The sequence below is a fragment of the Maribacter sp. Hel_I_7 genome, assembly GCF_000688315.1.
In the GTDB taxonomy this organism is placed as follows: domain Bacteria; phylum Bacteroidota; class Bacteroidia; order Flavobacteriales; family Flavobacteriaceae; genus Maribacter; species Maribacter stanieri.
In genome coordinates this window covers 920,581-933,257 of the sequence record NZ_JHZW01000002.1, presented here as the reverse complement: position 1 = coordinate 933,257, position 12,677 = coordinate 920,581, and the positions used below count along the sequence as shown (strand labels likewise).

Below are 12,677 nucleotides of genomic sequence, written 5' to 3'. Positions count from 1 at the left end.
TCAAACTATTTCAGGAACTATATCCCTGATAACACCAAAAATACGAAATAGCAGTTGGCTTTTGTGCTTAATTCAATGTGTAACGTAATCCGAAAAATGTACGTATGCCTTGGTTGGGTCCGTATACGTAAGATGGGTCAAAAGTTAACCCATTTGGGTTGTCTGGTGTAGCCACAGCGTTGTCATTAGTATCAAAAGTAACTTCTTTGTCAAATGGGTCATTTGCACGTGCTATTATAAATGGATTTCCTCTATTAGGAGTCCAATCTAATAAGTTTTTAACTCCGCCATAAAATTCAAAATTCTTTAAACCATCATACGTAAATTGAATGTTTTGAATACTCCATACTGGTGAGAAATCTCTTCGTGGATCATTATCACCTAAAGTTGGTAAACGCATAGGACCGTATAGATTTCCAGTATAATCAACAGTTAGATTTAAGTTGCGAATATTATAACCAATACTCCAGTTTGCAGAATAACTTTCAGTAAGAATTTGTCTTTGTTTTATTCCATTTTCGGTATTACTTACATTTTGTAAAGTACCTCCTACCATTACCTTTATACCGTTGTAGAAGGAAACATCAACATTTGCACTAATACCTTTTGAAATGGATTTTCCATTTAGGTTATCATAAATTATTTGATTGGGATTAGTGTCGTAATCGGGGATAATTACATTCTGAAAATTGGTATAAAATACAGAGGCGTCTAGACTAACAAAAGTGCCTTTGTCCCCATATATTTTCTTTAAGTAATTAAGGTTGATATTAAATGAACGTTCTGGTTTTAATTCTTCAGCGATTATAACATCTCGTGATCCGGTTAGTGCAGCATGTTCTTCAGTAAATAGGTTTACAACCCTAAATCCTGTACCAGCATTTATCCGGATAATATCATTATCAGTAAATTTAAAACGGTATGCACCTCTAGGTGTAATAATGCTTCCGTGGCGCTCATCATAATCATATCTACCGCCTAAAAGCAACGAGTGTTTTTTATTGAAAGCAATTTCATCTTGTACAAAAAGACTTGGAATTACTACTTCATCTGGTTTGTTGCCATTGGCGTCTAAAGTAGCAGGTGTATTATCATCGTAATAATTGTATCGTAAAGCGGTACCTGCCAAAAGGCTATGTTTACCTATTGTTTTGTCCCATGTTAGTTGAGTAAAACCAATACGTTGGTCTGCTAAATAAGGTACATCTCCGTAAACTGAATTTTGCTTATGGTCGTTATAAGAAAAAGACAGCATCAATTGTTCTTCTACGGGTAATTGATATTTACCTAATATTTCCCATCTACGGGTATAGATGCTTTCGCCATAAATTTCATCCCCTCCTCTAAATTCAGGAGTCCATTGCATTTCTCCACCCCATCTGTCTTCGTAAAAAAAGCGTCCGGCTAAAGAGAGAATTCGAGAGTTTTTTCTAGTGAAATTCCACTTCTGAAAAACTGAAATTCGGTCTTGTAAGGTTAGGTCGGTAAAATTATCTCCGTTATTATCTATTGGGTTATCAAATTTAAAATAGTTTACTCCTAAGAGCACATTAGTCTTTTTGCCAATATTAAATTTAGTACCTACATCAAGGTTAAATTCTCCCCATGAGGTAACAAAACTATCCGCGAAAAAATCTGGTGCAGATAGGTTATTTTTTGTGATGATATTTATAAGTCCGCCAACAGCTTCACTTCCGTAAAGTGTAGAAGCGGGACCTTTTACAACTTCAATTTGTTCAATTAACGAGTTTGGAATCCCAGATAGCCCATATACGGTTCCTAGACCGCTAACAATTGGCATGCCGTCTATAAGTACTAAAGTATAGGGACCTTCTAAACCATTAATATGAATGTCGCCGGTATTACAAACGTTACAGTTTATTTGAGGTCGTACACCATTTACATTCTGTAGTGCTTCAAAGATACTTGCAGTAGGGTTTTTCTTGAAGAAGGTAGGCTTGTAGACTTCTACCGGAACGGGACTTTCTAATCTACTTACGGGTTTTAGCGTTCCTGTAACTACCATTTCATCTAAAGATTCTGTAGAAGGTGATAAGCTAATATTAACAATTAGGTCTTCGCCTTCGGCAATTATAATTGTTTTGTAAAATCTCTCAAAGCCAATGGTAGAAGCTATTAGTGTGTATTTTCCGGAGGGAATATTCTTTAAAGTGTATTGCCCATTTTCATTTGAAGCAGTACCTACTTCGGTTCCCTTTAAATAAATATTTACATAAGCTTCTGTACCGTCTTTTGAGGAAATAGTACCTGATATAATAGAATTTTGAGCACCAACTACTGTAACTGATAAAATAGTTAAGGCAAAAAATATAATTTTAATCATCTAAATAAAATTTTAGACAAACCTAAAAAATTGTTTTTACATATAAAAATGTATTTTTGCACCTATATTGTTTTTCCATGACACTATCAGAAGAAGATTACATTAAAAGTATTTATCACTTAAGCGAGTTTAATAGTAAGTCTGTTGCCACCAATGCAATAGCAGAACAAATGAAGACCAAGCCATCTTCTGTAACGGATATGGTTAAAAAACTATCTGAGAAGTCTTTAGTTAATTATAAAAAATACCAAGGTGTTTCGCTATCAGAAAAAGGGAGATTGGTGGCTTTATCTATTATAAGAAAACATCGTTTATGGGAGGTGTTCTTGGTTGATAAATTAAATTTTTCTTGGGATGAGGTACATGTAGTGGCAGAGCAATTGGAGCATATAAAAAGTGATGCTTTAATTGATAAATTAGATGCTCATTTAGGGTATCCTAAAGTAGATCCGCACGGCGATCCAATTCCAAATAAGGATGGTGTATTTACAAAATCAGTTAAAAAATTGATTAGCGAATTACCCGTTGGAAGTCAAGGAGTTTGTGTAGGAGTAAATGATTCGTCTGCAGCATTTTTAAAGTTTTTGGATAAGAATAAAATTGCTCTTGGCGATACTTTTAAAATTTTGGAAAGAGAAGAGTTTGATGGATCAGTAACGATTTCTACAAGGTCAGGATCTATTAATATTTCCAAACAAATAGCAACGAATTTATTTTTAGAGATAGTAGATGAAGAATAATGTTTTAATTAATTAACATTTAAATTATGGATCAAGTTATAGCATATTTTGAATCGATTGACCCAGTATTGGCAGCGTTTTATGCGACGTTATTTACATGGGGACTTACTGCGGCTGGGGCTGCATTGGTTTTTTTGTTCAAAACAATGAATCGAGCCGTATTAGACGGAATGTTAGGGTTTACCGGCGGAGTTATGGTAGCCGCTAGTTTTTGGAGTTTGCTGGCACCTGGTATTGAAATGAGTCCAGGTGAAGGGTTTGTAAAAGTTATACCAGCAGCGGTAGGCTTTTTTCTTGGTGCTATGTTCATTTTTGGACTAGATAAAGTGTTGCCTCATTTACATATAAATTTTAAAGAGAGCGAAGCGGAAGGTGTAAAAACCCCATGGCGTAGAACTACATTGTTGACTTTGGCAATTACACTACATAACATTCCTGAGGGTTTAGCTGTAGGTGTTCTTTTTGGTGGAGTAGCCGCTGGGTTTGAAGGTGCTTCTATTGGTGGTGCCGTTGCGTTGGCGCTTGGTATAGGTTTGCAAAATTTCCCAGAAGGTTTTGCTGTTGCTATGCCATTGCGTAGACATGGTTTAAGTAGAACCAAGAGTTTTATGTTTGGTCAGGCATCTGCACTTGTAGAGCCTATTGCTGCTGTTCTTGGTGCTTGGGCGGTTATGACCTTTCAACCTATTTTACCATATGCGCTTTCATTTGCAGCTGGTGCTATGATTTTTGTTGTAGTAGAGGAAGTAATACCAGAAACACAACAAGATAAATATACAGATATTGCCACTATGGGCTTTATAGGTGGTTTCATAATTATGATGACCTTAGATGTAGGTTTGGGTTAGGCCTAAAGACCTTAACTTTTCATCAAATGATTGAAAAGTGTTTTTCAACTATACAATAATTTAATGTCATTTTTACCGTTTAAGGTTATAGTATTGTTAACTTGATACTTTAAATTTTTATGCACTCTTCTAAGAAAAATTGGGTCTGGACAATTGCGTTGATAATAACTGTAATCGTTTGTGCTTTTGTTTTAACACTTCATATTAAAAACTGGGTAGATGATGATGTAAATAGCCTAAGTCTTCGCTCAGGATTTTACAATGTTGAAATTCCGTTAAATGAACTTGACAGTGTTGTTTTGGTAGAGAGGATTCCCCCAATGCAGCGATTACATGGTTTTTCTGCATTCGATAAGGAGAAAGGTGTTTTTAGAGAGTTTAAGGATTCTTTGACAGATAAGAAAGTGCGTGTCTTTGTTGACAATATCAATCAGAACAAGGTAAAGTTGGTCTATAAAGATTCTGCTTATGTATACTTTAATTTAAAAGATTCTGTTGGGACGGTTCAATTATTTCAAAAGTTAAGTTCCAGAATAAGTTCTTTGAGTACGCCTAATTAGGATTTTATAAAACGCTAAAGCAGCAATAGCTTTGGCATAACTATTGAATCTATTTTGGTTTTAAAATTTATAGAATGATTAAAAGAAATCTACTGTTGCTATTGGTTTTAGGGTTGATGTCTACTGGAGTTTTTGCGCAGCACAAGCTTAGTTTAAACATCGAAGGTGTAGCCTCTGAAGATGGTAATATCTGTTTTGCCATTTATAATGATGAGGTATCTTTTTTAAAGTTTGATAAAGTTTATAAATCTGGATCAGAAAAGGCGGTGAAGGGAAAGACAGCTGTTAATATTACAGATTTACCCGATGGAGATTATGCTATTGCAATTTTTCATGATGCAAACGGAAATAAGAATTTGGATACCAATATGCTAGGTATTCCAAAAGAACAGATTGCTTTTTCTAAAGGTAAAATGAAAATGTTTGGTCCTCCAAAATTTGATGAATGTGTCTTTACATTAAATTCAAATATGGAAATGAATATTAGTCTACAGTAATTTATTTTTAATAGCTGGTTATTTTAATAACTCCATTAGACCCTTGTGTACCATAACTTGCAGCATCTGTACCAAAAAGAATTATGATTTTCTTTACGTTATAACTATCAATTAGTTCATTGACGGAATTAAATGAATTTCCTATAACTTGATTGTTTAGAACATATAAAGGTTCTTGATTACCACCAGAATCAAAAGAGTTGGTTGTTTTATTTAAAATAGGAACATTATTTTGAAGTATAACACCTGGCTTTTGTCTTATTCTTTGTAAAAGCGAAAGGTTGGCTCTATTTTTTTCTCTTAATTCTGTGTCTAAGGATGTATTGTCGCTTTTGCTGGTATTTGTGGCGCTACAACTAACCATTAATATGATAGCGACTATACAAGCAGATGTATATATTTTCATTTTTCAAAGATTAATGATTTTAGTAAGGTATACATTTAATTTGATGCAGTTATCTTTGAAATAAAAATTATATGGTATTAGTAGCACAATTAGTAGGAGCTTTATTAGGGTTGTTGGCAGTTATTTTTGGTGCTTTTGGAGCACATCTTTTAAAGAAAACTTTCACCGCAGATCAATTAAATAGTTTTGAAACAGGAGTGAAATATCAAATGTATCACGCACTGTTGATATTAATGCTAAGTTTTAATCTTAACCTAGAAACGAGCTTAGAGAAAAGTATAATCTATTGCCTAGTTATCGGAACCATCTTATTTTCTTTCAGTATTTACGGATTATGTATTACAGCATCCAAAGGAAAAAAAATGAAAATATTGGGTCCTATAACCCCTCTTGGCGGACTCTTTTTAGTAATAGGTTGGGGATTGTTATTCTACAGCTTCATTAAGAATTTTGTGTAGCTTATTTCGATGAAACAGACTTAAATTCCTTAATAGCCGAATTGGGTTCCATAATAGCATAACCTTCCCAGAAAGTTGGGTCATATTTTGGTAAATAAGTAGGCAACACGGCATTATTTTCTGTAAAACCATCAAATGTAGCCTGAGATATATTTTCTGTCTCAAAAACTATCATTTCATTTTTTTCAACATTGATAAAAACAAAATCCATATCTCCAGATAGCTCGTTCTGCTTATTTTTGCCTTTTACTATTTTGTTCTTTTCAATAATTTTCAAAGGTCTTCTAACACCAATTCGTTCTCCTACTTCAGACTCATAGTAACGTAGTCCATAAAAACCATCTGTACCTTTGTTAAATATGACTTTTCCTTTAGACAGGTATTTATTGGTGGAAATACCCAATAAATTAAATTTACTAATGGGTTTAACGTTGCTATAATCTACTTGTATTACTGCAAAATCATCTGCATTTATATACAATGTGCCTTCAAAATCTGCAGAGCCACTAGGTTTAAATGAAATTACATATACGGCATCATTGCCCAAATATGTAAACTCGTTTAGAGTAAAGTCATACTTCCTAGATTTGGTAATAAAGTTTAAATCACTGTCTTCTTGGGTTGGTAATCCATTTAAAATGGAACCCAAATTATTTCTTTTCCAGTAGGCAAAGTTTTTCTGTCTTTCTTCTTTTTCCTTTTTCTTTTTTTCTAGTTCTGCATTAACAGCTGCAACATCTGTAGAATCTATATCTTCTTCAAACAGCTCGCTAACCTCATCAGCATCTATTTTAAAGGATAGTAACCCAGATTTAATTTTAAAATAAGAACCAGGCTTAACGTTCTCTTTTAGTATACTATTAAATTTTTCTTCTATTTTTTCCTGATCAAGTGCAGTATTTTTATCGTATAATTTAGATGCTTTTAATAAATCTAGTTTTTGTACCTCTTCGTCATAATTACAGTAAAGATCACCTACTAATTCTTGATAATAAGCATCATTTTTGGGAACGGTAGATATGATGCTATCAATAAATTTCTGGTTTAATATATCAATGGAAGACTTTTTGACTTTGAAATTACTTTTTGTCCATCTATCAAAATAAGATGATCTATGAAACAACCTTTTTTTAGTAAGGTCATTGTTATAGTTCTTTTCTAGATTATCCTCAACTAAATCTATTATCTCTTCTGCTGTATAGTTTTTGTTAGAGACTATAACTTCTCGTAGTTCTATTGCTTTAGGTACAAGTAAAATTTTAGTTGTAGTAAATTCAGATATAGGTTTTGATAGGGTTTCGTAACCCATTGAAGAAATGGTTAGAGAATCAGACTCTGTAATGGTCTCGTTTAGTATGAAATTGAAGTTACCTTCTTCATTTGTAATAACACCTTTTTCTTTTAATTGTACGGTAGCGAAGGGTATAGGCTCTTGGCTAATACTATCAATAACAAAGGCGGTTAGGTTCTGCGCATTGGTATTAAATAGGTTGAGAAATAGTAATGTAAAAAATGAAAGAAGAAATTTTTTAGTGTTCATGGTGTTAGATTATTCCTACGCAATCTAAACGAACCAAAGAAAGAATCGTTACAATTTTAGAAACTGTTATGAGTCTTTTTTATTTAATTTAACTAAAACCTGAAATTTAGTGGCAAGCGCAATCGTTTTGTCCACAAGCTTTTGAGCTACTCTTTTTGCTAGACCAAAGAGATTTTGGAATAAAAAATTTTGTAGCTATATAACCTACAGAAATAGCTAAAGTGATGTAAACTAAAATGTGTTGAAGTATATCCATTTTATTTTAATAATTGATAAGCAATGAAAGCAACAATATAAGCAAATAAGCTCATAAAAACTAGTTGTCCGGCAGGCCATTTCCAAGAATTGGTCTCTCTTTTTACTACTGCTAAAGTGCTCATGCATTGCATTGCAAAAGCATAGAATAGAAGCAGGGAAATTCCAGATGCTAAATTAAATAAAGGTTTTTTTGTTCTTGGGTTTATCTCGGCAGCCATTCTGTTTTTAATGGTTTCTTCTTCGTCGTTACCAACACTATAAATAGTAGCAAGGGTGCCTACAAAAACTTCTCTGGCAGCAAAAGACGTTAGAACGGCAATACCAATTTTCCAATCGTAGCCCAAAGGTCTTACAATTGGTTCTATAGCTTTACCCATATAGCCCATATAGGAATGTTCTAATTTATAACCAGCTATTTCTTGGGCCAAAGCTCGTTCTTCTAATTCTTTTTGTTGATCGGTTGCGCCTGGATCGTTTATATCCAAACCATTTTGGTGCGTTTCAAAATAAATTTCACTGCTACTACTAAAACCTTGTTCATTTACCCTATTTGTAACAATGGTTTCTGCGTTTTTGAATTCATCTGAAAATCCGTTAGAACCTAAAAACCAAAGTATAATTGAAATAGCTAGAATAATTTTACCCGCTCCAAAAACGAAACTTTTAGTTTTTTCAAGAACAGTATATCCTACATTTTTAAGTAAGGGCAATTTGTAGTTTGGCATTTCAACTACAAAGAAAGATTTGCTCTTGATATTTAATATTTTATTTAAGATAACAGCAGATAAAATAGCCGCCCCAAAACCCATTAGGTATAACGACATTAAAGTCAGTGCTTTATAGCTTAATCCTAAAAAGCTGCCTTCTGGTATTACCAATGCTATAATTATCAAGTAAACTGGTAAACGTGCAGAGCATGTGGTAAACGGAGTTACCAATATCGTAATTAGTCGTTCTTTCCAATTCTCTATGGTTCTAGTGGCCATTACAGCAGGTATGGCACATGCAGTACCGGAAATTAATGGAACAACACTTTTACCGCTTAATCCAAACGGGCGCATTATTCTATCCATCAAAAACACCACTCTACTCATATAACCTGTTTCTTCTAACAAGGCTATAAATAGAAACAAGAAGGCTATCTGAGGGATGAATATGACAATACCCCCAATACCGGCTAAAATGCCTTCAGCAATTAGATTAGTAAATACGCCTGGTGGTAATGTATCTTTAACCCATTCTGTAGCCGAAGCAAAGAATCCATCAATGAGATCCATTGGGTATTCGCTCCAACCATAAATGGCTTGAAATATGGTTAAAAGGATTAAAAAGAATATTACATAACCAAAAACCTTATGGGTAAGTACTTTATCTAAAGTAGCCCTAAAACCTTTCGCGGCATTAACATCAATCTTATAGGTCTCTTTTAGAATGCCATTAATAAACTGGTATCTAAGAATAGTTTCTTTTTGTTGTAATCGTTTAAGCTCAGATTTTGATTTGGTGGCGAACGATGATGCGTCTTTAAACAATTTCTTCTCAAGAGGCATAAAGTTGACATCTTGGGTAATAACCAACCACAGTTTGTAAACATCCTCTTTTGGAAAAGTCTCTCTAAGTTTTGCAAAATATTCAGGTGCAATTACAGAAGTATCTACATTTTGTGTTTTTGATAAATTCTTGTAATCGGCAATTAACTCTTTTAATTTATCAATACCTGTTTCTTTACGGGTACTGACTAAGGCAATTTTAGAGTTTAGCTTTTTTTCTAATAAATCAATATCAATTGAAATACCTTTTCTAGACATGCGATCGGACATGTTAATGACCAATATCGCAGGTATTTTTAAATCTTTAATCTGAGTAAAAAGGAGAAGATTTCGTTTTAAATTTTCAACATCGGAAACAACTACGGCAACATCTGGGTGATCCTTGTCATTTTTGTTCAACAACAACTCTACAGCTACACTTTCATCTAATGATGTTGTATTTAAACTATAGGTGCCTGGTAAATCTAAAATATGCGCCTTTACCCCACGTGGTAACTTACAAATACCTTCTTTCTTCTCTACGGTAATACCTGGGTAATTACCAACCTTCTGGTTAAGTCCGGTTAATTGATTAAATACAGATGTTTTACCAGTGTTTGGATTTCCAATTAGGGCTACATTAATTTGTTTGCTCATATAGCTACATTATCTTCAATAATATCAAGTGCTATATGTAGCGCCATTTCTCTTCTAATGGCAATATGCGACCCATTAACGTTTATGTAAATAGGGTCTTTTAAAGGAGCTACTTGCACAAGTTCCACTACATTGCCAGGCAAACAACCTAGTTCAAGTAATTTAATAGGCAGTAAGTTCTCGGTGAATTCTTTTATGATTCCCTTTTGACCTCTCTTTAAATGTGCGACTGTAGTTTCCAATCTTTATTTAGATTCATTATAAGTAAGGCAAAAGTAAAGGAAATAATTCAATTAGGAAATTAATACATCCTAAAACTAACGCTGTCCTAATGTCTTATTAGTTTGTGCTATTTACTATGTTCGTCGTAAGACTTTTTCAAAATTTCAATGTCGGTCAAAATCTTCTCAATATCTTCTTTTTTGGTGCCGTCATAAAAACCTCTAATTCTTTTCTTCTTATCGACTAAAATGAAGTTTTCTGTATGTATCATATCAAATGGTCCGCCATCACCATTAGTTTTTACGGCTAAGTAAGACTTACGGGCAAGATCATAGATTTGTTTTTTATCACCTGTCACTAAATTCCATGTAGCATCATCCACTCCTTTTTCTAGAGCATATTTTTTCAATTGTGCTACAGAATCAATTTCGGGGGTTACTGAATGTGATAATAACATTACCTCGCTATCGTTGCCCAATGCTTTTTGTAACTCCGCCATATTTTTTGTCATTATAGGGCAAATAGTGGGGCAAGTGGTGAAAAAGAAATCGGCAACATAAATTTTATCCTTGTAGTTTTCTTGTGTAATAGTTTCTCCGTTCTGGTTGGTCAGCGAGAAGTCGCCAATAGTGTGATATTTTCTAACATGCTGAATCTCTTCAGAAACCAATTCTGCATTTACCATGGCAGGTGAATACACCGGTAGCAGTTTTACAGGTTTTAATGCATTATAGAATAGGTACATTATTACTGCAGAAATTGGCAGTAGCACCAGACCGAATAACTTGAATTTAGCAAAAAAAGAACGCATACGAATTTTTTACAAAGGTACGCTAGGGTGCTTTATTTTTCAAGCAAATAGGTAGGTTCAGGTTATAAATTATTCATAAAATACCACTACCTCAGTGTGTTTCTTTTTTTTAGCGGTTGTAAAAATGTACTTTTGTCCGATTTTAATTTTCAGGAAAAAAGAATGAGCCCTATTATTATAAAGACAATACAATTTTTTTTAAGCCTATCTATACTTATTGTACTACACGAGTTAGGTCATTTTATACCAGCAAAATATTTTAAAACTAGAGTAGAGAAATTCTACTTATTCTTTGATGTGAAGTTTTCACTTTTCAAAAAGAAAATAGGGGAAACTGAATACGGAATTGGTTGGTTGCCATTAGGCGGATATGTGAAAATATCTGGAATGATAGATGAAAGCATGGATAAAGAAGCCATGGCAGAAGAACCTAAGGAATGGGAGTTTAGAAGCAAACCGGCTTGGCAACGTTTAATTATCATGTTAGGTGGTGTTACTGTCAATTTTGTGCTAGCGGTAATTATTTTTATTGGTTTAGCATATGCTTATGGAGAGCAATATATTGCAAACGATAGTTTAAAAGATGGTGTTTGGATAACTGACACAACCTTAGGAAATGCACTTGGAATAGAAACAGGAGATAAGGTTATAGCTGTTGATGGTAAGAAGATTAAGGCTTTAAATAGTATTATGCCCGAAGTTGTTTACGGAGAAAAAATAACCTTGGAGCGTAATGGTAATACTATTGAAAAAGAAATTCCTGTAGATTTTATAGAAACTATATCCGATAATAGGGAGAATGCTAGATTTATCAATTATAGAATTCCATTTGTCATTAGAGATATACCAGAAGACTCACCGAATAAGAATAGTGGATTACAAGCAGGAGATGCAGTTGTGGAAATTGCAGGTAATCCTGTAAAATTTCAAGATCAAGTAATACCTGTTCTTGAGGTTAATAAAGGGAATGAAGTCCCTGTTAAAGTTATTCGTGAAGGACAAAATGTTTCTTTAAATGCAAAAGTGTCAGATGAAGGAAAATTTGGTGTCTATGCAGGATTAAGTTCCTTGGAAGAGTATCAGGAGCAAGGTTACTTTAAAGTAGAAACGTTAAATTATACGTTCATAGAATCCATCCCTGCAGGATGGAACAAAGGAGTTAAAACCCTTACAGACTACATTAAAGGGATGAAGAAAATCTTCAATCCTGATACTGGTGCTTATAAAGAGGTTGGTGGTTTTGCTGCCATAGGTGGTATGTTCCCAGATACTTGGAACTGGCCACAGTTTTGGGCAACAACTGCTTTTATATCCATTATTCTAGCATTTATGAACATATTGCCGATTCCTGCTTTAGATGGCGGACACGTTATGTTCTTGCTCTATGAAATGGTTACCGGTAGAAAACCAAGCGATAAGTTTTTAGAATATGCACAGATCACAGGATTCTTTATTTTAATAGCTCTATTGCTGTTCGCAAACGGTAATGATGTTTACAAATTGATATTTAAATAAAAAAAATAATTTATTTATTTGGCGACTTTCAAAAAACCACTATATTTGCACCCGCTTTAGGAAACTAAAACGGGTTATTTTCCTCCTTAGCTCAGTTGGTTAGAGCATCTGACTGTTAATCAGAGGGTCCTTGGTTCGAGCCCAAGAGGGGGAGCAAAAAGCGAAATCCAATCTATTTATTTAGGTTGGATTTTTTGTTTTTGGTCAATTCTGCTGGTGGTTAACGCTGTTTTGTTTTACACGTCTACTCTTTCTTATATTATTAATTTCTCGCTGTTATATTAATAATTGT

General features: G+C 33.8%; 12 protein-coding genes and 1 tRNA gene. 7 read left to right on the top strand and 6 right to left on the bottom strand.

Annotated features, from left to right (window positions below; genetic code table 11):
• Positions 1-67 precede the first annotated feature (67 nt).
• Positions 68-2,344, bottom strand: a complete 2,277-nt coding sequence (locus tag P178_RS0105545; protein WP_027065282.1) for a TonB-dependent receptor — start codon at positions 2,342-2,344, stop codon at positions 68-70.
• A gap of 77 nt (positions 2,345-2,421) precedes the next feature.
• On the opposite strand from P178_RS0105545, the gene P178_RS0105540 reads away from it, so the two are divergent.
• From P178_RS0105540 to P178_RS0105525, 4 genes are all read left to right on the top strand, one after another.
• Complete coding sequence (locus tag P178_RS0105540) at positions 2,422-3,084, top strand: metal-dependent transcriptional regulator (protein ID WP_027065281.1); 663 nt, start codon at positions 2,422-2,424, stop codon at positions 3,082-3,084.
• A 26-nt stretch (positions 3,085-3,110) separates the two neighbouring features.
• Entirely contained in the window at positions 3,111-3,932 is an 822-nt protein-coding gene (locus tag P178_RS0105535; RefSeq protein ID WP_027065280.1) for a ZIP family metal transporter, read from the top strand.
• A 119-nt stretch (positions 3,933-4,051) separates the two neighbouring features.
• Positions 4,052-4,492, top strand: coding sequence for a hypothetical protein (locus P178_RS0105530; protein ID WP_027065279.1), 441 nt, complete (start codon positions 4,052-4,054; stop codon positions 4,490-4,492).
• 74 nt (positions 4,493-4,566) lie between these two features.
• Positions 4,567-4,989, top strand: coding sequence for a DUF2141 domain-containing protein (locus tag P178_RS0105525; protein ID WP_036145768.1), 423 nt, complete (start codon positions 4,567-4,569; stop codon positions 4,987-4,989).
• Positions 4,990-4,996: 7 nt separating this feature from the next.
• On the opposite strand, the gene P178_RS0105520 is transcribed toward P178_RS0105525, so the two are convergent.
• Positions 4,997-5,395 carry a TonB-dependent receptor plug domain-containing protein gene (locus P178_RS0105520; protein ID WP_155941581.1) on the bottom strand — a complete coding sequence of 133 codons (399 nt, stop codon included), beginning with the start codon at positions 5,393-5,395 and terminating at the stop codon, positions 4,997-4,999.
• Between the two features lie 71 nt (positions 5,396-5,466).
• Between P178_RS0105520 and P178_RS0105515 the strand changes: the two genes are divergently transcribed.
• Positions 5,467-5,853, top strand: a complete 387-nt coding sequence (locus P178_RS0105515) for a DUF423 domain-containing protein (RefSeq protein WP_027065276.1) — start codon at positions 5,467-5,469, stop codon at positions 5,851-5,853.
• 1 nt (position 5,854) lies between these two features.
• On the opposite strand, the gene P178_RS0105510 is transcribed toward P178_RS0105515, so the two are convergent.
• The 4 genes from P178_RS0105510 to P178_RS0105495 all read right to left on the bottom strand — a co-directional run bounded on the left by P178_RS0105510 (position 5,855) and on the right by P178_RS0105495 (position 10,870).
• Positions 5,855-7,393 carry a carboxypeptidase-like regulatory domain-containing protein gene (locus P178_RS0105510; protein WP_027065275.1) on the bottom strand — a complete coding sequence of 513 codons (1,539 nt, stop codon included), beginning with the start codon at positions 7,391-7,393 and terminating at the stop codon, positions 5,855-5,857.
• Between the two features lie 257 nt (positions 7,394-7,650).
• Positions 7,651-9,837 (bottom strand): ferrous iron transport protein B, encoded by a 2,187-nt coding sequence (feoB, locus tag P178_RS0105505; protein WP_027065274.1) that lies wholly within the window; start codon positions 9,835-9,837, stop codon positions 7,651-7,653.
• On the bottom strand, positions 9,834-10,079 hold the full coding sequence (locus tag P178_RS0105500; RefSeq protein WP_027065273.1) for a ferrous iron transport protein A: 246 nt from the start codon (positions 10,077-10,079) through the stop codon (positions 9,834-9,836). The genes feoB and P178_RS0105500 overlap by 4 nt, the downstream gene beginning before the upstream one ends.
• A gap of 107 nt (positions 10,080-10,186) precedes the next feature.
• Positions 10,187-10,870, bottom strand: a complete 684-nt coding sequence (locus tag P178_RS0105495) for an SCO family protein (protein ID WP_027065272.1) — start codon at positions 10,868-10,870, stop codon at positions 10,187-10,189.
• Positions 10,871-11,032: 162 nt separating this feature from the next.
• On the opposite strand from P178_RS0105495, the gene rseP reads away from it, so the two are divergent.
• A complete protein-coding gene (rseP, locus tag P178_RS0105490; RefSeq protein WP_027065271.1) occupies positions 11,033-12,385 on the top strand; it encodes an RIP metalloprotease RseP in 1,353 nt (450 codons plus the stop codon).
• 80 nt (positions 12,386-12,465) lie between these two features.
• A tRNA-Asn gene (locus tag P178_RS0105485) sits at positions 12,466-12,539 on the top strand.
• The last annotated feature ends 138 nt before the right edge of the window (positions 12,540-12,677 follow it).

What these genes read in the sequence shown, in the direction of transcription:
- P178_RS0105545 (WP_027065282.1), bottom strand. Translation starts at nt 2,344, where the DNA reads ATGATTAAAATTATATTTTTTGCCTTAACTATTTTATCAGTTACAGTA.
- P178_RS0105540 (WP_027065281.1), top strand. Translation starts at nt 2,422, where the DNA reads ATGACACTATCAGAAGAAGATTACATTAAAAGTATTTATCACTTAAGC.
- P178_RS0105535 (WP_027065280.1), top strand. Translation starts at nt 3,111, where the DNA reads ATGGATCAAGTTATAGCATATTTTGAATCGATTGACCCAGTATTGGCA.
- P178_RS0105530 (WP_027065279.1), top strand. Translation starts at nt 4,052, where the DNA reads ATGCACTCTTCTAAGAAAAATTGGGTCTGGACAATTGCGTTGATAATA.
- P178_RS0105525 (WP_036145768.1), top strand. Translation starts at nt 4,567, where the DNA reads ATGATTAAAAGAAATCTACTGTTGCTATTGGTTTTAGGGTTGATGTCT.
- P178_RS0105520 (WP_155941581.1), bottom strand. Translation starts at nt 5,395, where the DNA reads ATGAAAATATATACATCTGCTTGTATAGTCGCTATCATATTAATGGTT.
- P178_RS0105515 (WP_027065276.1), top strand. Translation starts at nt 5,467, where the DNA reads ATGGTATTAGTAGCACAATTAGTAGGAGCTTTATTAGGGTTGTTGGCA.
- P178_RS0105510 (WP_027065275.1), bottom strand. Translation starts at nt 7,393, where the DNA reads ATGAACACTAAAAAATTTCTTCTTTCATTTTTTACATTACTATTTCTC.
- feoB (WP_027065274.1), bottom strand. Translation starts at nt 9,837, where the DNA reads ATGAGCAAACAAATTAATGTAGCCCTAATTGGAAATCCAAACACTGGT.
- P178_RS0105495 (WP_027065272.1), bottom strand. Translation starts at nt 10,870, where the DNA reads ATGCGTTCTTTTTTTGCTAAATTCAAGTTATTCGGTCTGGTGCTACTG.
- rseP (WP_027065271.1), top strand. Translation starts at nt 11,033, where the DNA reads ATGAGCCCTATTATTATAAAGACAATACAATTTTTTTTAAGCCTATCT.